Origin of the sequence: Enterobacter ludwigii, from assembly GCA_023023105.1 — a bacterium.
GTDB lineage: Bacteria > Pseudomonadota > Gammaproteobacteria > Enterobacterales > Enterobacteriaceae > Enterobacter > Enterobacter adelaidei.
The window spans coordinates 2517538-2538641 of the sequence record CP083824.1; the positions used below are offsets into that span (position 1 = coordinate 2517538).

Sequence of the window (21104 nt, forward strand, 5' to 3'; positions counted from 1 at the left end):
ATCACTTTTTCTTACTATTTTCAATCTCCCTCCGCCCAAACTCACCATAATTATCTACAGTAAAAGAGTGTTGTTATATTCGGTTACGTGAATTTTTATACGCTACGTATCCTTTTTAGCGTGACTCGTTTTATTATAAGAATTCAGGGAAAAAAACAATAAGTTCACTTCGGTTTTGCCGCTGTTTCACAACGGAAAAGTCGACAGCAAATGAATAATTTGTGCGCTAATGAGCAGCTGCGGGAGAATACATGATGGACGATCTGGAGCAGAATTTGCTGTTTCGTTACATGGGCACTCACAGCCCATGGTGGCGATTATCAGCTGACAGCAACGCTCTGCATCTTGCCGCAAGTGAAAATGCCGACGTGACTCAGGTGGTGTCGCTGGACGACGAACAGGCTGACCTAACTGTTATTACCTCCAGCATTTCAATGACGCTCTCTTTGTACGGGGAAAATGTCCCTGTCCATCTTGTCGGACGCAAAATAACCCGCAATGAGTGGGCTGGCACCGCGTCCTCCTGGAATGATACCCCCTCCGTGGCCCGCGATCTGGCTCAGGGCCTCTCATTTGCGGAGCAGGTAGTCTCAGAGGCCAACTCCGTCATTGTTATTCTCGATCATAACGGCAATATCCAGCGTTTTAACCGACTAAGTGAAGAGTACACCGGCCTGAAAGAACAGGAAGTCATTGGCCAGAACGTGTTTAAGCTCTTTATGAGCCGCAGCGAAGCAGCGGCCTCAAAGCGCAATATTACCGGTTTCTTTCGTAACGGCAGTTCGTATGAAGTCGAACGCTGGATCAAAACGCGAAAAGGACAAAGATTGTTTCTGTTCAGAAACAAATTTGTTCACAGCGGCAGCGGTAAAAATGAAATTTTCCTTATCTGTTCCGGTACCGATATTACAGAGGAACGCCGTGCTCAGGAGCGGCTGCGCGTGCTGGCCAATACCGACACCATCACCGGGTTGCCAAACCGCAATGCGATCCACGAACTGATTTCAGATGCCATCGACAGCCGTGGCGAAACGCAGGTTGGCGTGGTCTATCTCGATCTCGATAACTTCAAAAAGGTCAACGATGCCTACGGGCATATGTTTGGCGACCAGCTGCTACAGGCTGTCGCCCTCGCTATTTTGAGTTGTCTTGATGAGGGCCAGATACTGGCTCGACTCGGCGGTGATGAGTTTATTGTCATGGCCACAAATACCTCGCAGGGTTCTCTGGAGGCAATGGCGTCGCGCATTTTAACCCGTCTGCGCCAGCCGTTCAGAATTGGTCTGATTGAAATTTACACCGGTTGTTCTCTGGGTATCGCGCTCGCACCACAGCATGGCATTGACCGGGAAAGCGTCATTCGCAATGCCGATACTGCGATGTACACCGCCAAAGAGAACGGACGGGGTAAGTTTTGTGTCTTCTCACCTGAGATGAACCAGCGCGTGTTTGAATATCTCTGGCTAGACACCAACCTGCGTAAAGCGCTTGATAACGATCAGTTGCTGATCCACTACCAGCCCAAAATAACCTGGCGTGGGGAAGTCCGTAGTCTTGAAGCGCTGGTCCGCTGGCAGTCACCAGAACGCGGTTTGATCCCTCCGCTGGAATTTATCTCTTATGCCGAAGAGTCGGGTTTGATTGTGCCCTTAGGTCGCTGGGTGATGCTGGACGTGGTTCGCCAGATCGCTAAATGGCGCGACAAGGGGATTAATCTGCGCGTGGCCGTGAACGTCTCTGCGCGCCAGCTGGCCGATCAGACTATTTTCAGTGATTTAAAACAGGCGCTCAAAGATCTGAACTTTGAATACTGCCCTGTGGACGTTGAGTTAACCGAAAGCTGTCTTATCGAGAACGAAGAGCTGGCGCTTTCAGTAATCCAGCAGTTCAGCAAGTTAGGGGCGCAAATTCATCTGGATGATTTTGGCACGGGCTACTCTTCGCTCTCGCAACTGGCCCGATTCCCGATCGATGCCATTAAACTCGATCAATCTTTTGTCAGGGATATTCATAAGCAATCCATCTCCCAGTCCCTGGTTCGCGCCATTGTTGCGGTGGCGCAGGCGTTAAATCTGCAGGTGATTGCGGAAGGCGTGGAAAGTGCAAAAGAAGACGCCTTTCTGACTAAGAATGGCGTCAACGAACGGCAGGGTTTTCTTTTTGCTAAGCCGATGCCCGCTGCCGTATTCGAGCGATGGCTAAAACGATATCAATCGCGAAATCAGCGTTAACTGGCTTTGCGTAAACCCGCCGCATGATGGCGGTTTTGCAGCATAACCAGACGCTCCATATAGGCGATATCTTTTGGCTCGAGGCAGAATGCGGCATCAACCCAGTCTTCTGTAATGTCCATCAGCTCGCTGCGGGGCAATTGCAGAACGCGTGTACGGGCACGTAACATTGATCTTATACCGTTCAATTTTGGCCGCAGCGTGTCGATAAATGTCCTGACAGAGACGTAGCTTTGTCCAGGTTCAAACAGCACATCCACCAGCCCGTGCTGTTCGTACCATTCTGCCGTATGCGATTCCCCTTTATAGATGAGTTCCTCTGCCAGTTTCATACCGGAGCGACGTGCAACAAGTGAATATCCCCCCATGCCCGGGAACAGGTTGAAGGCAATCTCGGGGAAACCTAAACGGGCATCGCGCTGAGCCATTACGAAATGGTGCGCCAGAGCGGCCTCAAACCCGCCACCTAATGCACTGCCTTCTACCATTGCCAGCGTGATAGCCCCCGTATCAAACCCGCGTGATGCCGCATGAACGCAATCAACGCATGCACGTGCATATGCCCGTAACGCTTCTCGACGTCCGTTCTGAATGCACTCGACGAAGAACTGTAAATCACCTCCTGTATTGTACATTTCAGGAACCAGCGATCCGGTTACCCAAAAATCGACCTCAAAACCAGACTGACGCACCAACCATGAGAGGTTCATGATCTCCTCAATTAGCGCATGATTGAAGCAAGGACGCGGCTGGGCCTGCAGCATCATCCAGACTGTACGGCGCTCCGCCTCGTAATACCCTGATAACTGCGTGAAACGTTTAGAATCGGTAAACAGTGTGCATGTAGGCTGATTGATAACTGTCATAGTCTAATTCCTCTTATAAAAAAGCGCCTTGCGCGCAGTTTTAGACTAATCCACTCATTAAGCCCACTGCATGAGAGGGAATAAATTTATCACTGTTGTTTATGTAATTTAGTTATTGCATTTTTTCCCTTCTCTTTTGATCCTATTTTCTGCATCATTGAAAATATTAACTTTTCGCTCCTGGGGTGAGATTATGTCTACTATTGATGCACAAGCTGTAGCACAACGTATTGATACCGTGCTGGATATCCTGGTGGCGGGCGATTATCACTCTGCGATCCGTAATCTTGAGATCCTGAAGTCTGAACTTCTTGCTCAGAATGGTGCCGACAATGCGCCAGAAAACCGTCAGCCAAAGGCGCCGTGGGAAGTTTAACCCCAGCGTTCCCGACCTCGTTTCGCTTTATTAAATGGATGCTATGAATTCCCGACAACAAATCATTTTGCAGATGGTCATCGATCAGGGGCGCGTAAGCGTGGTCGATCTTGCTAAAACCACGGGTGTTTCTGAAGTCACCATCCGTCAGGATCTCAATCTGCTGGAAAAACAGAGCTACCTCCGTCGTGCGCATGGATATGCTGTCCCACTCGACAGCGAAGACGTTGAAACGCGAATGATGAATAACTACGCGCTTAAACGTGAACTGGCAGAATTTGCCGCGTCTTTAGTGAACAATGATGAGACCGTTTTTATTGAAAACGGCAGCAGCAATGCCCTTCTGGCGCGTACGCTTGCCGATCAAAAAGACGTTACCATCATCACGGTCAGCAGCTATATCGCGCATTTACTCAAAGAAACACGCTGTGAAGTGATTTTGCTGGGGGGAATTTACCAGAAAAAAAGTGAAAGTATGGTAGGTCCTCTGACACGCCAGTATGTCCAGCAGGTTCATTTCAGCAAGGCGTTTATCGGGATCGACGGCTGGCAACCGGAGACAGGTTTCACCGGTCGGGATATGATGCGTTCTGACGTAGTCAATGCTGTACTCGAGAAAGAGTGTGAAGCCATTGTGCTTACGGATAGCTCTAAATTTGGCGCTGTTCACCCTTATACAATGGGGCCAATTTCTCGCTTTAGCCGCGTCATTACCGATGAACGTTTGAGCGACGCGCACCGTAATAAACTGGAAGATGACGGACTCATCGTCAATATTATTAAAACCCCCGCCTGAGCACATTATGCGCCCGGCTTTCGGGCGCACACGCAGCCCATTCTCTGAGATGATTCCTAACCTCCCTTTAAGAGTTTTTACCTGTTTAAGCTGGCCTAAAGTCGTAAAATTAATGTTAGCGATATAACAGGAAGTGACTATCACCTGCGTGATTACGTAACGCCTGCGCGACCAGCTTTCGCGGAGAACAGAATTAAGTATTCGATTCGTCTATACTTAATGTGTACATCTTTCCGTGAATCGATAATTCAGGAGAAAGTATTATGACCTTAACCAGCAAAAAAGTAGCCGCCGCTGTTCTGGCAATCACTGTAGCAATGTCCCTGAGCGCTTGCTCTAACTGGTCTAAACGTGACCGCAACACCGCTATTGGTGCCGGTGCCGGTGCTCTCGGTGGTGCAGTATTAACAGATGGTAGTACGCTGGGGACATTAGGTGGGGCGGCTGTCGGTGGTATTATCGGTCACCAGGTTGGTAAATAATAATTCGATAAGCCATCCCCGATATTACGCTATTTAGAACGCATTTCAGGTCTGACTTACGCACGTATATAAAACAAGCCACGGCATTTGTCGTGGCTTATTTCTGTTAGCCACCCGCCAGCTTAACTTTCATGCCTTTGGCTTCGAGCAGCGATTTAATTAAATCGCGTTTATCACCCTGAATTTCGATTATGCCGTCTTTCACGGCACCACCGCAGCCACATTTCTTTTTCAGTTCAGCCGCCAACTTTGCCAGTTCCGCATCATCCAGATCGATTCCGGAGATAAGGCATACCCCCTTTCCTTTTCGCCCGCTGGTCTGACGCTGGATCCGAACAATACCGTCCCCCTTCGGACGTTCCGCTTTCGTTTTCGGTTCGTCTATCCGTCCGCTTTCGGTAGAGTAAACAAGACGGCTGTTGGAATCTGTCATTACGCCCCCTTTTTCAGCGACGCGTTGATAGCCTTAAGGGTCTCTGCCGGGTTCGCAGACTGCGTCACCGGACGTCCGATGACCATGTAATCAACACCTGCAGCCAGTGCCTGTTCAGGTGTCATTATACGGCGCTGATCGCCCACGTCGCTGCCTGCGGGGCGGATCCCCGGGGTAACAAGTTTAAAATCCTGCCCCAGGACTGATTTGAAACGCACCGCTTCCTGAGCCGAACAGACAACACCATCAAGACCGCAATTTTGTGTCAGACGTGCGAGGCGCTCAGCATGTTCCGCAGGTGACAACGTCACACCCAGGTCGCGTAAATCACTTTCGTCCATACTGGTCAGCACGGTGACCGCAATCAGCAGAGGCGCATCTTTACCGAACGGCAGAAGCGCTTCGCGGGCGGCCGTCATCATTCTTGCTCCACCCGACGCATGAACGTTAACCATCCATACCCCCAGCTCCGCGGCTGCAGCAACAGCGTGCGCCGTGGTATTTGGAATATCATGGAATTTAAGGTCGAGGAAAACGTCAAAGCCGCGCTGTTGCAGATCGCGTACGATTTGCGGCCCAAACAGCGTGAACATCTCTTTGCCAACTTTCAGACGGCAGTCGCGAGGATCGATACCGTCGACAAAGGCCAGAGCTGCGTCGCGCTTATTGTAATCAAGCGCAACAACAACAGGAGAATCCGTAATTACGCGGGAAGTGGAGGAAGTAACAGACGTCATGACCAGCCCTTTTCGTCTATGGGCGCGCAGCGGCGCGGAACAGATAAACGGCGAGCATTCTACCTGCCGCCGCCGCAAATTGACAGAATCCATTTGTTTTCCTGCCAGGCTGGCAAACCGCATGGAGTTCAGGAAGCAGTAAACCGCTTCAGTATGTTGTAACTAAAATGCAGTATTTTAAAAAATTACTGCCCGTCGAGGCCACGAATTGGCTTGATGGTGGACCATGCACGGCATGAAGGACAGTGCCAGTAGAGAGTATACGCCGTAAACCCGCACTTCTGGCAACGATAGCGCGGCTTGCTGCGCACCTGCTCGCCTACCATGTCGCGCAGCACCATCAGGCTCTCTTTAGCACGCCCCTCTTCAGCATCATTCAGGTGGTAATCCATCAGCTTATGGAATACCCGCATGGTCGGATGACGCTGCAGCTGACGCGTAATATAAACCTGCGCGGTGTCGCTCCCCTCATACTTCTCAACCACGTCTGAAAGCATCAGCTCTGCGGTCGCACCGGTATTCTCTTCCACACAACGACGCAGGAACGCCACCCACTCTTCCTGCTTACCCAACTGTTGATAGCAGGTTTGCAGCATCTCCAGCGTTTCACTGACCAGCTCTTTGTCCTGGTCGATAACACGCAGCAAGCTTTCAACGGCTTTGGCGTAATCGCCATTCGCCATAAAGACGCGCCCCATCATGATCGAAATACGCGCGCTATTACGATCGGCGGCTGCGCCTTTCTTCAACAACGCCATGGCTTTGTCCATGTCGTCGCTGCCCATCTGCTGAAGGGCTAATTCGCAGTAGAAATGCGCTATCTCTACGCGCTGTTTATCTTTACCCAGCTTAACCAGACGTTCCGCGGTATCGATAGCTTTTTGCCAGTCGCTGGTGGCCTGATAAATCTGCAGCAGTTGCTGTAGTGCGCCGATACGGAAATCAGTTTCATCCACCAGCTGCGAGAACATATCTTCAGCACGATCGTACAGCCCTGCGGCCATATAATCCCGCCCCAGCTGTTGTACCGCAAGGAGTCGCTGGTCGTAGGTCAGGGAGGCACTTTCCATCAGGGTCTGGTGGATACGAATTGCGCGGTCAACCTCGCCGCGTGAGCGGAACAGGTTCCCCAGGGTGAGATGCGCTTCAACGGTTCCCGTATCCTCTTTAAGCATATCGAGGAACAGGTCTACCGCTTTGTCCTGCTGATTACTCAGCAGGAAGTTAACCCCCGCAACGTAGTCACGGGAGAGTCGGTTGGCCTCATCCTGCTTTGTTTGTTGCGCACTTCTGCGGCCCATATACCAGCCATAGGCTGCGGCTACAGGCAAAAGCAGAAACAACAACTCCAGCATAGTCGATTATTCCTTCACGACCGGCACACCAGAGCTTTCCGGAATGTCGGACGCAGGCGCAATGTTATTTTCGAGGCGTTTAATTTTACGTTCAGCGCGCGCAAGAGAAACACGGACTTTCAACCAGAAAAGACCACAAACCAGCCAGCCAATGGCAAAGCCCGCAGCAAATAAGACCGCCAGCAGGCTCGATACCCGGTACTCGCCCTGCGCCAGCAGATAGTTAAACGTCACCTGTTGGTCGTTTTGTGCACCCAATGTGACTGAAATGACAAAAATCGCCAATACCAGTAAGAAAATGAGTAAATATTTCACATTACTTCCCGTTATGTGGTTCAAGCGAATAAAGTGTGTTCAATTCACCGCAATCAGTCTTATAAACTACCATTTTAGTGACGGGCGCGAAACGGAAAAAGTAACGCGCCAGCTATGGATTTATGGGCGAAAGACGGATTATCAACCGTCAACCGTCACTTTGCTCCCTTTCGGCAATTTCTTCTTTCTCTTCGAGCGGTGGCGTTAACGGACCGCAGAGTCGTTCGGCAAGCCAGGTCGCCAGCGTGACCAGCAGCCATGAGATCAGCGTAGCGACCGCCAGGTCCTGCGGCCAATGCATCCCCAGCAATAGGCGGCTGCCCATCACTCCTGTCGCCCAGGCCAGTAAAATCACGATAGTCACGGTTCGTCGTCTCGGCCAGAGTAATCCAACGCCCAGTAACGCCCAACTGGCCGCAAACATGGTGTGGCCAGAAGGAAACGCGAACCCCGTCTCTTTTTGCCAGTGTTTACGCAAAAACTTCGGAATATCCTGCTGTTCAGCAAGCTGTTCTTTCACCAGTGCTCCACGATCTTTACGTTTTAAATTGTAGAATTCATCCACAGGAATATGGTGAGTTTTTTCCAGCCAGACGACAAAAGGCCGTGGCTCCTGAACGCGATCTTTAACCCAGGATTTCACGCCCTGACCAATCAAAATGGCAGCACCGAGGATCGCAAAAAGCATTAGCGCCGCCCGCAGTCGAAAACGCAGACACCACAGAAACCACGCGCAGAGAAGGACATGGGTAATAATTCCCCACGGCTGGGTGACGGTTTCCGTTATCCAATATAACGTTTTCAGCCATGCCGCATTCTGCCCGGGCTGCCACATCCAGCCCGAAACCCATACGGCCAGAGGCATAATCAGTAAAATGGCCGCACCTGCTGCCGTACGTCTGGCGATTGAAAGCATGTCTTCTCCTTTTTTGCTAAGCGTCACAATCATAACTGAAATTTATTCGATACGTGGATATGTCGGATCGTGCGTTTAACGTTCATATAGCATGGTGCCCATTAGGTGAACATGCTGAGCTTGTGGCAAAATGAACTGATACAGAAAGCAAAACAGGCGAAAGGCACGACACGTGTCAGCCTACTCTGGAGAATCACATGCAGCTTAAACGTGTGGCAGAAGCCAAACTGCCAACCCCATGGGGCGATTTCCTGATGGTGGGATTTGAAGAACTGGCAACCGGACAGGATCATGTCGCGCTGGTGTACGGCGACATTTCAGGGCAGACGCCGGTTCTGTCCCGCGTACATTCGGAGTGTCTGACGGGTGATGCATTGTTCAGCCTGCGCTGTGATTGCGGTTTCCAACTGGAAGCAGCGCTGACTCACATCGCAGAGGAAGGCCGTGGGGTTCTGCTCTATCACCGTCAGGAAGGCCGTAACATTGGTCTGCTGAATAAAATCCGCGCCTACGCGCTGCAGGACCAGGGCTACGATACGGTGGAAGCGAACCACCAGCTCGGCTTTGCCGCCGATGAACGTGACTTCACCCTGTGCGCCGATATGTTCAAGCTTTTGGGTGTAGATGAAGTTCGTCTGTTGACCAATAACCCGAAAAAAGTGGAAATTCTGACCGAGGCAGGGATCAATATTGTTGAGCGTGTACCGCTGATTGTGGGCCGCAATCCTAAAAATGCCCACTATCTTGATACCAAAGCCGCAAAAATGGGCCACCTGCTGAAAGAGTAAGAGCAAAAAGCCCGGCGCATGTGCCGGGCTGGTTTCGTCAATCCAGCATCTTACGAATCACGTAATGTAAAATACCGTCGTTCTGGTAATAGGTCAGCTCTGTTGCCGTATCAATACGACACCGGCACTCCAGTACCTCGGTTTTTCCGTCTGCCCGCGTTAATTTCACTGGCACCGTTTTACCAGGCTGTAAATTTTGCAGACCACTAATGTCAATCTGCTCCTCTCCGCTCAGACCCAGCGTTTTACGCGTGACGCCCTGCGGAAACTCAAGCGGTAGGATCCCCATCCCAATAAGATTCGAGCGGTGAATTCGTTCGAACGATTCGGCAATGACCACACGAACACCAAGCAGACGCGGACCTTTCGCTGCCCAGTCACGGCTTGAGCCAGAACCGTACTCTTTCCCGGCGATCACCGCCAGCGGTGTACCTTCCTGTTGATATTTGACAGCCGCATCATAAATCGAAACGACTTCCGTACCTGGCAGATGGCGCGTCATGCCCCCTTCCACGCCCGGAACCATCTCGTTACGAATGCGAATATTGGCAAACGTGCCGCGCATCATGACTTCATGGTTACCGCGACGCGACCCGTAGGAGTTAAAATCACGGCGTTCGACACCCCGGCTTTGCAAATAACGGCCTGCCGGGCTGTCGGCTTTGATGCTCCCTGCCGGAGAGATATGGTCCGTAGTGACAGAATCTCCCAGCATCGCCAGAATGCGCGCGCCGTGGATATCTTTAAGCGGCGCAGGTTCAGCCTGCATTTCATCGAAGAACGGCGACAGGCGAATATAGGTCGAATCATCCTGCCAGTCATAGGTATCCGACCCTGCGACGTTGATGGCTTTCCATTCCGGCGTACCTTCAAAGACTTCCGCATACTCTTTGCGGAACATCTCGGTTGACACTTTTTCAACGGCCAGCGCGATCTCACGCGAAGACGGCCAGATATCTTTCAGGTAGACCGGGTCATTCTTGCGATCGTGACCAATAGGGTCGGTCACCAGGTTGATATTCATATTTCCTGCCAGAGCATATGCCACCACCAGCGGAGGCGAGGCGAGCCAGTTGGTTTTCACTAGCGGATGAATGCGCCCTTCAAAATTTCGGTTGCCGGAAAGGACTGCGCCTACCGTCAGATCACCCTGTTTGATCGCCGTTTCAATCGGCTCAGGAAGTGGGCCAGAGTTACCGATGCAAGTGGTGCAACCGTAACCCACCAGGTTAAAGCCCAGTTCGTCGAGATACGGTGTCAGTTTGGCCTGGGCCAGGTAATCCGATACGACTTTGGAGCCCGGTGCCAGCGAAGCCTTGACCCACGGCTGAGGTTTTAGCCCAAGCTCAACCGCTTTTTTGGCCAGTAGACCTGCTGCCATCAATACGCTGGGGTTTGAGGTATTGGTACAGGAAGTAATGGCTGCAATAACCACCGCGCCATCCGGGAGCTGATACTGATGCCCGTTCAGGACATAGTCGATCGGGCGATGATCTTTTTGCGCCACGTTCACTTCCAGTGCATTGCTGGCGGCAAACGCTTTGGGCACGTCAGTCAACGCGACCCGATCCTGAGGGCGTTTCGGCCCGGCAAGGCTCGCCTCAACGCTGCCCATATCGAGCTCAAGCGTGCTGGTGAAGACCGGTTCATCGCCCGGGTTGCGCCACATGCCCTGCGCTTTGGTATAGGCTTCCACCAGCGCGACCTGCTCTTCGCTGCGACCGCTAAGCCGCATGTATTCCAGCGTCACATCATCGATGGGGAAAAAGCCGCAGGTTGCGCCATATTCCGGAGACATATTGGCAATGGTGGCGCGGTCAGCCAGCGGCAGCGAATCCAGCCCATAACCATAGAATTCAACAAATTTACCTACCACACCATGCTTACGCAGCATCTGGGTGACGGTGAGTACCAGATCGGTAGCTGTTATGCCCTCTGACAGTTTGCCGGTGAGCTTGAAGCCCACCACATCCGGGATGAGCATGGATACCGGTTGTCCGAGCATCGCGGCTTCGGCTTCGATACCACCAACCCCCCAACCCAGTACGCCAAGACCGTTGATCATGGTGGTATGTGAATCCGTTCCCACCAGCGTGTCCGGATAAGCCACCCACTCTTTATCCTGCAGTTCACTCCAGACGGCTTTACCCAGGTACTCAAGGTTAACCTGATGGCAAATTCCGGTGCCTGGTGGCACGACGCTAAACCGGCTGAATGCCTGTTGTCCCCACTTCAGGAAGACATAGCGCTCGTGGTTGCGCTCCATCTCCAGACGTACGTTTTCACCAAAGGCGTCGTCATCACCAAAGCGGTCGACGGTTACGGAGTGGTCAATGACGAGGTCCACAGGGGAAAGCGGATTCACTTTTGCGGTATCCCCGCCGAGGCGTTTAACGGCCTCGCGCATAGCGGCTAAATCAACCACTGCGGGAACACCGGTGAAGTCCTGCATCAGGACCCGGGCCGGGCGATAAGCGATTTCTCTGTCGGCGTGGGCATGCTTCAACCACCCTGCCAGCGCCTGGATATCTTCGAGGGTGACAGAATCACCATCCTGCCAGCGTAAGAGATTTTCCAGCAAAACTTTCAAGGACTTGGGTAAACGCGAAATGTCCCCAAGCGTCCTGGCAGCCAGCGGCAGGCTGTAGTAATGCCAGGTTTTATTTTCTGCCTGTAATGTGTCCTTACTGGCTTCGCGTAGGGTTAACGACATAAGCTCCTCCTTAATTACAGAGATGTCCTGACAATCATCAGGGCCGTAATTAAAGATAACACAAAGACGCTGTAACGTTTTGATAACAACCCAAATTGATAAATTCAGATGTGTTCAGAAGGTGAAAACAAAAAACCCCGCCGCAGCGAGGTTTTACAATTTAACGGAAGGCCAGCCAGATGAGCTGGCTCCAGAACAGAATCGACACGGTAAAAACGCCGATCCATGACCAGTATTTATGAGACGTCGTGTTATTCATCATAGGGACACCAGGCATTATTTATAAACGTTTCCGAGGTCGCCCTCAGTTCTATATTGCTGATGTGTATTTATTAAAGAGTACAAAAATGCGGAGTCACTATTCAGACTATTTGCATCATTACGCAATCAACTAAATTATTGTTTTTTGGGTTCGTCTTCCGCGAACACATCAATAAAAGCTTGCTGCTGCGGCGTCAGTTTCCAGGATGCAGGCACAGTATTCGCAGGGGCTTTCCGCACCTTGTGACCATTGTCACGATGCTGACGCATCTGTTTTACCGTCTCTGTTCGTACCGTCAGTGCCATAGTTAACCCCAATATTTCCAGGCCAGGAGAGCAACCACCGCCCAAAAGGAGGCGGAGACGAGAAAGACCGCCAGCCAAGCTTTACGCTTAAGCGCAGGATCCCTTTGCGGTTCTTCACTTCCAGAAGGCATTGCTAACCTCATACAATCGACATCGCTTATCATTTAGGACCAAACAATTGGTACAATTAATCATCTGTTGAGATAAATCCTAAAGAAACTTTAGCCGAAAAGCCAGTGAATTTATGCATTGGGAGGTATGAAATATTCAATCTTTTGACCAGAAATAAATAACTGAAAAGAAATATTTGCGAAGCGTCAAATTAGTTTCTACTTTTGTCGCCAATTCACGACATTATAACCCTGCAGATAAAATGGGTAATGACATTATATGGCAGGGGAAGCGTAGATGATGATAATTCTAATTTAGCTTTGAGACGTTATTTCGGTATCTTTCCCTGATGGAAAGATACCGGGAGTGATTATTTTGCCGGGAGTTTGATGTCTTTAAACATCTCTTCAATATCTTCATTCGAGCGTAATGCGACGGCAGTATCAACCACGTCACGTGTTAAATGCGGGGCAAAGCGCTGAATAAAATCATACATATAGCTACGCAGGAAGGTACTGCGACGGAATCCAATTTTCGTTGTGCTGTGGCTGAAAATATCGTGCGCATCAAGGCGCACCAGATCGGGGTCTGAAACCGGATCAACCGCCATGCTGGCAATGACACCCACCCCAAGGCCAAGCCGTACATAGGTCTTAATAACGTCAGCATCGGTGGCGGTAAAGACAATACGCGGCGTTAATCCTGCGCGGTTAAAGGCTGTATCAAGTTCTGACCGTCCGGTGAAGCCGAATGTATAGGTCACTAAAGGATATTGCGCCAGCTCTTCAATAGTCACCGACCCTTTACCCGCCAACGGGTGATCGGGAGTCACCACAATCGAACGGTTCCAGTGGTAGCACGGGAGCATAACCAGATCGTCATACAGGTGAAGTGCTTCCGTCGCGATGGCAAAATCCGCGTTTCCCTTCGACACCGCTTCAGCAATTTGCGTCGGTGACCCCTGATGCATATGCAAAGAGACGCGTGGATAACGCTCAATAAAGCCCTTAATAACACCTGGCAAGGCATAACGCGCCTGGGTATGCGTCGTGGCAATATACAGCGAGCCTTTATCCGGCCAGGTATGCTCCCCCGCCACAGACTTAATCGCGTCGACTTTAGAGAGGACTTCCCGCGCAATGCGGATGATTTCCTGTCCTGCTGGCGTTACCTGCGTGAGATGTTTGCCGCTGCGGGCGAAAATCTGGATACCTAATTCGTCCTCCAGCATACGCACTTGTTTGCTGATGCCAGGTTGCGAGGTATAAAGCCCCTCAGCGGTAGACGAGACGTTAAGGTTGTGATTCACCACCTCAACGATATAACGAAGCTGCTGTAATTTCATGCCAGACCATCCGATTTAGCGCATGCGGTCAATCGCTTAAGACGATTTAATAATAAAAAACAGATTAACTATAACCACTATATCATTTATAGCCTGACTGTATAGTACGGAACAAAAAATAATAACAAGGTAATAAAAAAGGGCCGGAAATCCGGCCCTTTTACAGGTAAGTTACGGTTAGGGAAGATTATTTCTTGCCTTCAACCCATTTGCCATCGACAAAGAAGGCTGACCATCCGGTCGCTTTACCCTCTTTCTCTGCCGCAACGTACTGCTGCTTAGTTTTACGGCTAAAACGCACCACGGTTTTGTTGCCTTCCGGATCCTGCTGTGGCGCATCGGCCAGATAGCGCAGTTTCTCAGGCAGACGATCGCGGAAACGATGCAGCTCTTCCACCAACGGTGCGCGCGTTTCACGCGATTTCGGGAAGGTGTTGGCGGCAAGGAAGACACCTGCGGCGCCGTCACGCAACACGAAGTACGCGTCTGATTTCTCACACGGCAACTCAGGCAGCGGAACAGGATCTTCCTTCGGCGGCGCCACCTCACCGTTACGCAGAATTTTGCGCGTGTTTTTACACTCGTCGTTAGTACACGCCATGTACTTACCGAAACGCCCCATTTTCAGGTGCATTTCAGAACCACACTTCTCGCACTCCACAATCGGACCGTCATAGCCTTTGATGCGGAATTCACCCTCTTCGATCTCGTACCCGTCACACGTTGGGTTATTACCGCACACGTGCAGTTTACGTTTTGGATCGATCAGGTAGCTGTCCATTGCCGTGCCGCATTTTTTACAACGGCGTTTGGCGCGCAGGGCGTTGGTTTCTGCGTCATCACCTTCCAGCACGTTAAGAACTTCGTTCTCAGGAACCAGGTTAATGGTGGTTTTGCAGCGCTCTTTTGGCGACAGCGCATAACCGGAGCATCCCAGGAATACGCCCGTTGTTGCAGTACGGATCCCCATCTTACGGCCACAGGTTGGGCAGTCGATGCTGGTCAGTACCATCTGGTTAGGCAACATGCCGCCTTCTTCAGGATCTTTCTCCGCTTTTTCAAGCTGACCGGTAAAGTCGCTGAAGAAGCTGTCGAGTACCTTTTTCCATTCCGCCTGATGGCTGGCAACCTGGTCGAGGCTGTCTTCCATCTGCGCGGTGAAATCGTAATTCATCAACTCGCGGAAGTTGGCTTCCAGACGGTCAGTCACGATTTCACCCATTTTCTCCGCATAGAAACGACGGTTTTCAACGCGTACGTAGCCACGGTCCTGAATGGTCGAGATGATTGACGCGTAGGTCGACGGACGACCAATACCGCGTTTTTCCAGCTCTTTCACCAGGGAGGCTTCGCTGAAGCGCGCAGGCGGCTTGGTAAAGTGCTGAGCCGGGATCAATTCGACCAGAGACAGCTCGTCACCTTTGTTAACCGCCGGCAACGTGCGATCTTCATCACCTTTACGCAACGCTGGCATGACTTTCGTCCAGCCATCGAAGCGCAGGATGCGGCCACGCGCCTTCAGTCGGAAATCACCTGCGCCGACAGTCAGCGTGGTGGAGTCGTACTGCGCTGGCGTCATCTGACACGCTACGAACTGGCGCCAGATCAGCTGATAAAGCTTCTGCGCGTCGGCTTCCATGTCTTTCAACGACTCGGCTAACACAGAGACGTCAGAAGGACGGATCGCTTCGTGCGCTTCCTGAGAGTTCTCTTTGCTGGCGAACTGATTGGCACTTTCCGGCAGGTATTTCTTACCGAAATTGTCACTGATGTAGCCGCGCACCATGTTAACCGCGTCCTGGCTCAGGTTGGTTGAGTCGGTACGCATATAAGTGATGTAACCCGCTTCATACAGGCGCTGGGCCATCATCATGGTTTTCTTCACGCCATAGCCCAGACGCGTACTTGCGGCCTGTTGCAGTGTAGAGGTGATAAACGGCGCCCCAGGCTTACTGCTGGTTGGTTTATCTTCACGTTCCAGCACCTGGTAGCGAGCTTTTTCCAGCAGCGCCACGGCGGCCATGGTCTGGTCACGGTTTTCAGGGCGGAACGGTTTGTCGTTTTGATGGCTCACCTGCAGCGGCAGAGCATCACCACCTGGCGTCGTCACATTGGCGTCAACTTCCCAGAATTCTTCCGGTACGAAGGCTTTAATTTCGCGTTCACGCTCAACGACAAGACGTACAGCGACAGATTGCACACGACCTGCTGACAGACCACGGGCAATCTTCTTCCACAGCAGTGGAGAAACCATGTAGCCCACAACACGGTCCATAAAACGGCGTGCCTGCTGTGCGTTTACACGGTCGATATTCAGCTCGCCCGGCTTCTCAAACGCCTGACGAATCGCATTCTTCGTAATTTCGTTAAACACTACACGGCTGTAGCGTTTGTCATCACCACCGATCACTTCCCGCAGGTGCCACGCAATGGCTTCCCCTTCGCGGTCAAGGTCGGTTGCGAGATAGATGTGGTCTGCTTTTTCAGCAAGCTGCTTCAGCTCGTTAACGACTTTTTCTTTCCCGGGCAACACTTCATATTGTGCATCCCAGTTATGCCATGGGTTAACACCCATGCGGTTGACAAGCGCGCTACGTTCATCCTTTTTAGGCTTTTTGGCCCCTTTGGTGGAGGTAGAGTCTGCGCTCTTTTTGCTGGCTGAGCCACTGGTCGGCAAATCGCGGATATGACCCACGCTGGACTTAACCACGTAGTCATTACCCAGATACTTATTGATCGTTTTGGCTTTTGCCGGGGACTCAACGATGACGAGAGCTTTACCCATATTCACCTTTACCTAATTTAATTCTTCCAGGAATACGCCGCACGTTGATTTCCCTTCCGCTGACGGCGAGCCAATGATATTGCGGCCGCGTCAGGAGATATCAACCCCTTTGTCTTACCGGACGTCAAAGAAACACGCCCAGGTGATTGAGTTATCGGGTATTTTTCTCACATTTCGTATAATTCGTGACGAATTCCCGGTCGAATGTCAAGCAATTCTGTTGCCAGAATGACGAAAGCGCACACTCTACCTGATAAAATTCGTTACGCAACTTTATTAGCATGCAAAAGCAAATCCCGCCAGCCAGGCCCCTGCTCCTTATCCCCTAAGATTACAGGGAAAATTTGCCCCCAAAGCGCCCTCGGCGTAGACTATTGTCACTGTTTAAGGAGTGGATTATGCAGAATACGACCCAACCTATTGACCGAGCCTCTCTGCTTATCGAAGCAAACAAGCTTATCCGTGACCATGAAGATACGCTGGCGGGCATTGAAGCCACTGGTGTGGAGCAGCGCAATGGCGTGCTGATTTTCAGTGGCGAATACTTCCTTGACGAACAGGGGTTACCGACCCCGAAAAGCACCGCCGTGTTTAACATGTTTAAATACCTGGCGCATACGCTTTCAGAGAAATATCACCTGGTCGATTAATGCAAAACGCGAGGCATATGCCTCGCGTTTTTGTTTACAGCAACGGTTTTTGTCCGCGTTGTAACCAACGCAGCAACAGACGGTCTGCACTTTCTGCCGCACTGTTGGTGAAGCGGTCAAGCAGTCGCTTACGCTGGGTAAAGCGCACACCAACCAGCTCACGGCCGTCCATCAGATTCAACAGCAGGTCGTCACTGGTGCCCACTTCATCCACCAGCCCTTTCTCCTGTGCCTGGATACCGTACCAGTGCTCGCCCGTCGCGACCTGTTCAATATCGAGCGTAGGCCGCATACGGTGCACAAAATCTTTAAAGAGGTGATGCGTTTCATTGAGATCTTCACGGAATTTCTGTCTCCCTTCTTCCGTGTTTTCACCCAGCAGCGTCAGGGTCCGTTTGTACTGACCTGCCGTGTGAAGTTCGATATCAATCTCTTTATTCTTCAGGAAACGGTTAAAGTTAGGGATCTGCGCGACCACACCGATTGAGCCAATGATAGAGAACGGCGCGGCAACAATTTTGTCCGCTACGCAGGCCATCATATAACCACCGCTCGCCGCCACTTTGTCCACTGCAACGGTTAATGGGATCCGCTTTTCGCGCAGACGCTGCAGCTGTGAGGCTGCCAACCCGTAACCGTGAACGACACCTCCGGGGCTTTCAAGACGCACGACAACCTGATCCTGCGGTGTCGCCACAGCCAGAACGGCAGTCACTTCCTCCCGCAGAGAGGAAACTTCATGCGCATCCATACTACCTTTAAAATCGAGTACATAGACACGTGGCGTGACCTTCTCCTTCGGCGCATTGAGCTTTGCTTTTGCCTTTGCCGCTTTGGCTTCCTGTTTGTGCTTTTTCTTCTGCGCTTTCTGCCACAGTTTTTGTTGATGACTATCAAGCAGCGCCAGAGACATATCTTCCTGCATCTCTTTATATTGCTCGCTTAGACGCGTGATGCGTAACTCCCCACGCTGACGCTTGCGCTGCGTCAGGTTGACAATCAGAACGGCAACCACTGCGATGGCAATGACAACCGTCGCGATTTTGGCCAAAAACAACCCATATTGAGAAAGTAATTCCACGCGTTCCACCTTGATTTAACCACGAATCTTTCACGGCAGTGTACAACAGCCCTGCCCATGCGTCTCGCTCGTGACATTACCTCTGCGAGCCGCCTTCAGGAATCCCCGGCCTGGAGTTTAAATATTTGCAAATTGTTAATTTTACAGTAATGCGTCCTGTAGACTGATTGAATTATTAGGCTAATTCGGGCATAAAGCCGAAAAGTCATCGTGAAGGCGTCATCGCGTCACTGTACGCCTGAGGAGTCACCGTGCATTATCAACCACAAAAAAACCTGCTACAGAACCGGATCATTCTCGTTACTGGTGCCAGCGACGGAATTGGCCGCGAGGCGGCTCTGACGTACGCTGAATATGGCGCAAGCGTTATTCTGATTGGCCGCAACGAAGAGAAATTGAAAGGTGTCGCGCAGGAAATTGAAGCTGCTGGTGGAACACTGGCGGCGTGGTACACGCTCGATTTACTCACCTGCACTCCCGAAGTGTGCCAGGAACTCGCCCAACGCATCAGTACCCGCTACCCAGTACTGGACGGTGTGCTACACAACGCCGGCTTGCTTGGGGATGTTTGCCCAATGGATGAACAGGATCCTGATACCTGGCAGCAGGTGATGCAGGTCAACGTCAACGGGACGTTTTTCCTTACCCAGGCATTGCTTCCTTTATTACTCAAATCTGAGTCAGGCTCGCTGGTCTTCACCTCTTCCAGCGTGGGTCGCGAAGGCCGGGCGAACTGGGGAGCTTATGCCGTATCAAAATTCGCCACCGAAGGCATGATGCAGGTGCTGGCGGAGGAATATCAGAGCCGCCATCTGCGCGTAAATTGCATTAACCCCGGTGGAACGCGCACCAAAATGCGTGCCAGCGCGTTCCCGACCGAAGATCCACAGAAGCTGAAAACTCCGGCTGATATAATGCCGCTCTATCTCTGGCTAATGGGCGATGACAGTCGCCGCAAGACAGGGATGACCTTTGACGCCCAGCCAGGCCGTAAACCAGGAATTTCCCAATGAGTGAAGAACGCCATCAGCAGCGCCAGCAGCGTCTGAAAGAACAGGTCGATGCTCGCGTCGCGGCAGCCCAGGACGAACGCGGGATCATCATCGTGTTCACCGGCAACGGTAAAGGTAAAACCACTGCCGCATTTGGTACCGCTACGCGTGCCGTCGGGCACGGGCAGAAAGTCGGTGTCATCCAGTTTATCAAAGGCATATGGCCCAACGGCGAGAGGAATTTGCTTGAGCCTCATGGCGTCGAGTTTCAGGTAATGGCGACCGGGTTTACGTGGAATACCCAGAACCGGGAAACGGACACCGCCGCCTGTCTCGCCGTCTGGGAACATGCCAAAAGAATGCTGGCCGATCCTTCGCTAAACATGGTGCTACTGGATGAGATCACCTATATGGTCGCCTACGACTACCTGCCTCTGGAAGCAGTGCTGGATGCGCTGAAGAACCGTCCTGCACATCAGACGGTGATCGTCACGGGGCGTGGGTGTCATCGGGATATTCTGGAGCTGGCAGATACCGTCAGCGAGCTGCGTCCGGTGAAACATGCGTTTGATGCGGGTATCAAAGCGCAAATCGGGATTGATTACTAAAAAAAGCCCGGTCACGCTGACCGGGCTTCTGTTTTAACCGTTGTTGTTACGGCTGCCGGAACGGCGGTTGCTGCTCACCTGGCTGTGGCGTTTCACCGCACGACGGATCTGATTCGCCTTCATGCGACGACGATCTTTCTCTACTGCCACTTTAGAGGTGGTTTCTGGCGTCAGACCAACCAGCTCGCGCAGATAGTTAGTTTGCGTCAGATCCAGTTCGGTATAACCGCCACGCGGCAGACCTTTTGGCAGCAGAATGTCGCCGTAACGGACGCGGATCAAGCGGCTCACCTGAACGCCGACGGCTTCCCACAGACGACGTACTTCGCGGTTACGGCCCTCGGTCAGCGTTACGTTGTACCACTGGTTAATACCTTCACCACCGGTAAATTTGATGGTTTTGAACGCAGCAGGACCGTCTTCCAGCTGAACGCCGCGCGACAGATCGCGCAGTTTATTCTCATCAACCTGACCAAAGACGCGCACGGCGTATTCACGTTCCACTTCACGGCTTGGGTGCATCAGACGGTTTGCCAGTTCACCATCGGTGGTAAACAGCAGCAGACCGCAGGTATTCACGTCCAGACGACCTACTGCAATCCAGCGAGCGCCACGCAGTTTAGGCAGACGGTCAAACACCGTCGGGCGACCTTCCGGGTCGTTGCGGGTACACAGTTCGCCTTCCGGCTTGTAGTAAGCCAGCACGCGGCAAATCTGTTCAGCGGACTCTTTTACGGAGATAAGATGACCGTCAATACGGATCTTCAGCCCCGGTACAATTTCTACGCGGTCGCCCAGCGTGGCGATTTTACCGTCCACACTCACGCGGCCCGCTTCAATAATGGCTTCGATTTCACGGCGTGAGCCGTGGCCGGCGCGCGCCAGCACTTTCTGTAACTTCTCGCTCATTGAGCTTCCTCAGGTGTCGCCTTCACAGGCGTCGAATCAGGTCAAAAG

At 51.8% G+C, this 21104-nt stretch carries 22 protein-coding genes; 8 read left to right on the forward strand and 14 right to left on the reverse strand.

What is annotated here, in order from left to right; genetic code table 11:
* Window positions 1–251 precede the first annotated feature (251 nt).
* Window positions 252–2231: a cyclic di-GMP phosphodiesterase gene (gene pdeR / locus LCD46_12190; protein ID UOY68874.1), complete on the forward strand. Its 1980-nt coding sequence runs from the start codon at window positions 252–254 to the stop codon at window positions 2229–2231.
* On the opposite strand, the gene LCD46_12195 is transcribed toward pdeR, so the two are convergent.
* Window positions 2228–3097, reverse strand: a complete 870-nt coding sequence (locus LCD46_12195; protein ID UOY68875.1) for a crotonase/enoyl-CoA hydratase family protein — start codon at window positions 3095–3097, stop codon at window positions 2228–2230. The two genes, pdeR and LCD46_12195, sit on opposite strands and share 4 nt — an antisense overlap.
* 193 nt (window positions 3098–3290) lie before the next feature.
* On the opposite strand from LCD46_12195, the gene LCD46_12200 reads away from it, so the two are divergent.
* The 3 genes from LCD46_12200 to osmB all read left to right on the forward strand — a co-directional run bounded on the left by LCD46_12200 (window position 3291) and on the right by osmB (window position 4751).
* Window positions 3291–3473: a hypothetical protein gene (locus LCD46_12200; GenBank protein UOY68876.1), complete on the forward strand. Its 183-nt coding sequence runs from the start codon at window positions 3291–3293 to the stop codon at window positions 3471–3473.
* A 43-nt stretch (window positions 3474–3516) separates the two neighbouring features.
* Entirely contained in the window at window positions 3517–4269 is a 753-nt protein-coding gene (locus LCD46_12205) for a DeoR/GlpR family DNA-binding transcription regulator (GenBank protein ID UOY68877.1), read from the forward strand.
* Window positions 4270–4532: 263 nt separating this feature from the next.
* Window positions 4533–4751 carry an osmotically-inducible lipoprotein OsmB gene (gene osmB / locus LCD46_12210; GenBank protein UOY68878.1) on the forward strand — a complete coding sequence of 73 codons (219 nt, stop codon included), beginning with the start codon at window positions 4533–4535 and terminating at the stop codon, window positions 4749–4751.
* Between the two features lie 106 nt (window positions 4752–4857).
* Here osmB and yciH read toward each other — a convergent pair whose 3' ends face one another.
* The 5 genes from yciH to pgpB all read right to left on the reverse strand — a co-directional run bounded on the left by yciH (window position 4858) and on the right by pgpB (window position 8507).
* Window positions 4858–5184, reverse strand: coding sequence for a stress response translation initiation inhibitor YciH (yciH, locus tag LCD46_12215; protein ID UOY68879.1), 327 nt, complete (start codon window positions 5182–5184; stop codon window positions 4858–4860).
* Complete coding sequence (pyrF, locus tag LCD46_12220) at window positions 5184–5921, reverse strand: orotidine-5'-phosphate decarboxylase (protein ID UOY72951.1); 738 nt, start codon at window positions 5919–5921, stop codon at window positions 5184–5186. The genes yciH and pyrF overlap by 1 nt, the downstream gene beginning before the upstream one ends.
* A 185-nt stretch (window positions 5922–6106) precedes the next feature.
* Entirely contained in the window at window positions 6107–7276 is a 1170-nt protein-coding gene (gene lapB / locus LCD46_12225) for a lipopolysaccharide assembly protein LapB (GenBank protein UOY68880.1), read from the reverse strand.
* 6 nt (window positions 7277–7282) lie between these two features.
* A complete protein-coding gene (locus LCD46_12230; protein ID UOY68881.1) occupies window positions 7283–7591 on the reverse strand; it encodes a LapA family protein in 309 nt (102 codons plus the stop codon).
* A 148-nt stretch (window positions 7592–7739) separates the two neighbouring features.
* Window positions 7740–8507, reverse strand: a complete 768-nt coding sequence (gene pgpB, locus LCD46_12235) for a phosphatidylglycerophosphatase B (GenBank protein ID UOY68882.1) — start codon at window positions 8505–8507, stop codon at window positions 7740–7742.
* 197 nt (window positions 8508–8704) lie between these two features.
* Between pgpB and ribA the strand changes: the two genes are divergently transcribed.
* A complete protein-coding gene (ribA, locus tag LCD46_12240; GenBank protein ID UOY68883.1) occupies window positions 8705–9295 on the forward strand; it encodes a GTP cyclohydrolase II in 591 nt (196 codons plus the stop codon).
* A gap of 37 nt (window positions 9296–9332) precedes the next feature.
* Here the strand turns inward: ribA and acnA are convergent, their stop codons facing one another.
* From acnA to topA, 6 genes are all read right to left on the reverse strand, one after another.
* A complete protein-coding gene (gene acnA / locus LCD46_12245) occupies window positions 9333–12008 on the reverse strand; it encodes an aconitate hydratase AcnA (GenBank protein ID UOY68884.1) in 2676 nt (891 codons plus the stop codon).
* A 160-nt stretch (window positions 12009–12168) separates the two neighbouring features.
* Window positions 12169–12267 (reverse strand): hypothetical protein, encoded by a 99-nt coding sequence (locus LCD46_12250; GenBank protein ID UOY72952.1) that lies wholly within the window; start codon window positions 12265–12267, stop codon window positions 12169–12171.
* A gap of 137 nt (window positions 12268–12404) precedes the next feature.
* Window positions 12405–12575: a hypothetical protein gene (locus tag LCD46_12255; GenBank protein ID UOY68885.1), complete on the reverse strand. Its 171-nt coding sequence runs from the start codon at window positions 12573–12575 to the stop codon at window positions 12405–12407.
* A gap of 2 nt (window positions 12576–12577) precedes the next feature.
* Entirely contained in the window at window positions 12578–12718 is a 141-nt protein-coding gene (locus tag LCD46_12260) for a YmiA family putative membrane protein (GenBank protein ID UOY68886.1), read from the reverse strand.
* Window positions 12719–13056: 338 nt separating this feature from the next.
* The gene (cysB, locus tag LCD46_12265) at window positions 13057–14031 is read right to left on the reverse strand and encodes an HTH-type transcriptional regulator CysB (protein UOY68887.1); all 975 of its coding nucleotides are present in this window, start codon (window positions 14029–14031) and stop codon (window positions 13057–13059) included.
* A gap of 187 nt (window positions 14032–14218) precedes the next feature.
* Window positions 14219–16816, reverse strand: a complete 2598-nt coding sequence (gene topA, locus LCD46_12270) for a type I DNA topoisomerase (protein ID UOY68888.1) — start codon at window positions 16814–16816, stop codon at window positions 14219–14221.
* A 398-nt stretch (window positions 16817–17214) separates the two neighbouring features.
* On the opposite strand from topA, the gene LCD46_12275 reads away from it, so the two are divergent.
* Window positions 17215–17466 carry a YciN family protein gene (locus LCD46_12275; protein UOY68889.1) on the forward strand — a complete coding sequence of 84 codons (252 nt, stop codon included), beginning with the start codon at window positions 17215–17217 and terminating at the stop codon, window positions 17464–17466.
* 34 nt (window positions 17467–17500) lie between these two features.
* Here the strand turns inward: LCD46_12275 and sohB are convergent, their stop codons facing one another.
* Window positions 17501–18547, reverse strand: a complete 1047-nt coding sequence (sohB, locus tag LCD46_12280) for a protease SohB (protein UOY68890.1) — start codon at window positions 18545–18547, stop codon at window positions 17501–17503.
* A gap of 251 nt (window positions 18548–18798) precedes the next feature.
* Between sohB and LCD46_12285 the strand changes: the two genes are divergently transcribed.
* Together LCD46_12285 and cobO are read left to right on the forward strand one after the other, a co-directional pair.
* Window positions 18799–19560 carry a YciK family oxidoreductase gene (locus tag LCD46_12285; protein UOY68891.1) on the forward strand — a complete coding sequence of 254 codons (762 nt, stop codon included), beginning with the start codon at window positions 18799–18801 and terminating at the stop codon, window positions 19558–19560.
* A complete protein-coding gene (gene cobO, locus LCD46_12290) occupies window positions 19557–20147 on the forward strand; it encodes a cob(I)yrinic acid a,c-diamide adenosyltransferase (GenBank protein ID UOY68892.1) in 591 nt (196 codons plus the stop codon). Before LCD46_12285 ends, cobO begins: the two co-directional genes overlap by 4 nt.
* Window positions 20148–20180: 33 nt before the next feature.
* Here the strand turns inward: cobO and rluB are convergent, their stop codons facing one another.
* Window positions 20181–21056 carry a 23S rRNA pseudouridine(2605) synthase RluB gene (rluB, locus tag LCD46_12295; protein UOY68893.1) on the reverse strand — a complete coding sequence of 292 codons (876 nt, stop codon included), beginning with the start codon at window positions 21054–21056 and terminating at the stop codon, window positions 20181–20183.
* Window positions 21057–21104: the final 48 nt, after the last annotated feature.

What these genes read in the sequence shown, in the direction of transcription:
- pdeR (UOY68874.1), top strand. Translation starts at nt 252, where the DNA reads ATGATGGACGATCTGGAGCAGAATTTGCTGTTTCGTTACATGGGCACT.
- LCD46_12195 (UOY68875.1), bottom strand. Translation starts at nt 3,097, where the DNA reads ATGACAGTTATCAATCAGCCTACATGCACACTGTTTACCGATTCTAAA.
- LCD46_12200 (UOY68876.1), top strand. Translation starts at nt 3,291, where the DNA reads ATGTCTACTATTGATGCACAAGCTGTAGCACAACGTATTGATACCGTG.
- LCD46_12205 (UOY68877.1), top strand. Translation starts at nt 3,517, where the DNA reads ATGAATTCCCGACAACAAATCATTTTGCAGATGGTCATCGATCAGGGG.
- osmB (UOY68878.1), top strand. Translation starts at nt 4,533, where the DNA reads ATGACCTTAACCAGCAAAAAAGTAGCCGCCGCTGTTCTGGCAATCACT.
- yciH (UOY68879.1), bottom strand. Translation starts at nt 5,184, where the DNA reads ATGACAGATTCCAACAGCCGTCTTGTTTACTCTACCGAAAGCGGACGG.
- pyrF (UOY72951.1), bottom strand. Translation starts at nt 5,921, where the DNA reads ATGACGTCTGTTACTTCCTCCACTTCCCGCGTAATTACGGATTCTCCT.
- lapB (UOY68880.1), bottom strand. Translation starts at nt 7,276, where the DNA reads ATGCTGGAGTTGTTGTTTCTGCTTTTGCCTGTAGCCGCAGCCTATGGC.
- pgpB (UOY68882.1), bottom strand. Translation starts at nt 8,507, where the DNA reads ATGCTTTCAATCGCCAGACGTACGGCAGCAGGTGCGGCCATTTTACTG.
- ribA (UOY68883.1), top strand. Translation starts at nt 8,705, where the DNA reads ATGCAGCTTAAACGTGTGGCAGAAGCCAAACTGCCAACCCCATGGGGC.
- acnA (UOY68884.1), bottom strand. Translation starts at nt 12,008, where the DNA reads ATGTCGTTAACCCTACGCGAAGCCAGTAAGGACACATTACAGGCAGAA.
- LCD46_12250 (UOY72952.1), bottom strand. Translation starts at nt 12,267, where the DNA reads ATGAATAACACGACGTCTCATAAATACTGGTCATGGATCGGCGTTTTT.
- LCD46_12255 (UOY68885.1), bottom strand. Translation starts at nt 12,575, where the DNA reads ATGGCACTGACGGTACGAACAGAGACGGTAAAACAGATGCGTCAGCAT.
- LCD46_12260 (UOY68886.1), bottom strand. Translation starts at nt 12,718, where the DNA reads ATGAGGTTAGCAATGCCTTCTGGAAGTGAAGAACCGCAAAGGGATCCT.
- cysB (UOY68887.1), bottom strand. Translation starts at nt 14,031, where the DNA reads ATGAAATTACAGCAGCTTCGTTATATCGTTGAGGTGGTGAATCACAAC.
- topA (UOY68888.1), bottom strand. Translation starts at nt 16,816, where the DNA reads ATGGGTAAAGCTCTCGTCATCGTTGAGTCCCCGGCAAAAGCCAAAACG.
- LCD46_12275 (UOY68889.1), top strand. Translation starts at nt 17,215, where the DNA reads ATGCAGAATACGACCCAACCTATTGACCGAGCCTCTCTGCTTATCGAA.
- cobO (UOY68892.1), top strand. Translation starts at nt 19,557, where the DNA reads ATGAGTGAAGAACGCCATCAGCAGCGCCAGCAGCGTCTGAAAGAACAG.
- rluB (UOY68893.1), bottom strand. Translation starts at nt 21,056, where the DNA reads ATGAGCGAGAAGTTACAGAAAGTGCTGGCGCGCGCCGGCCACGGCTCA.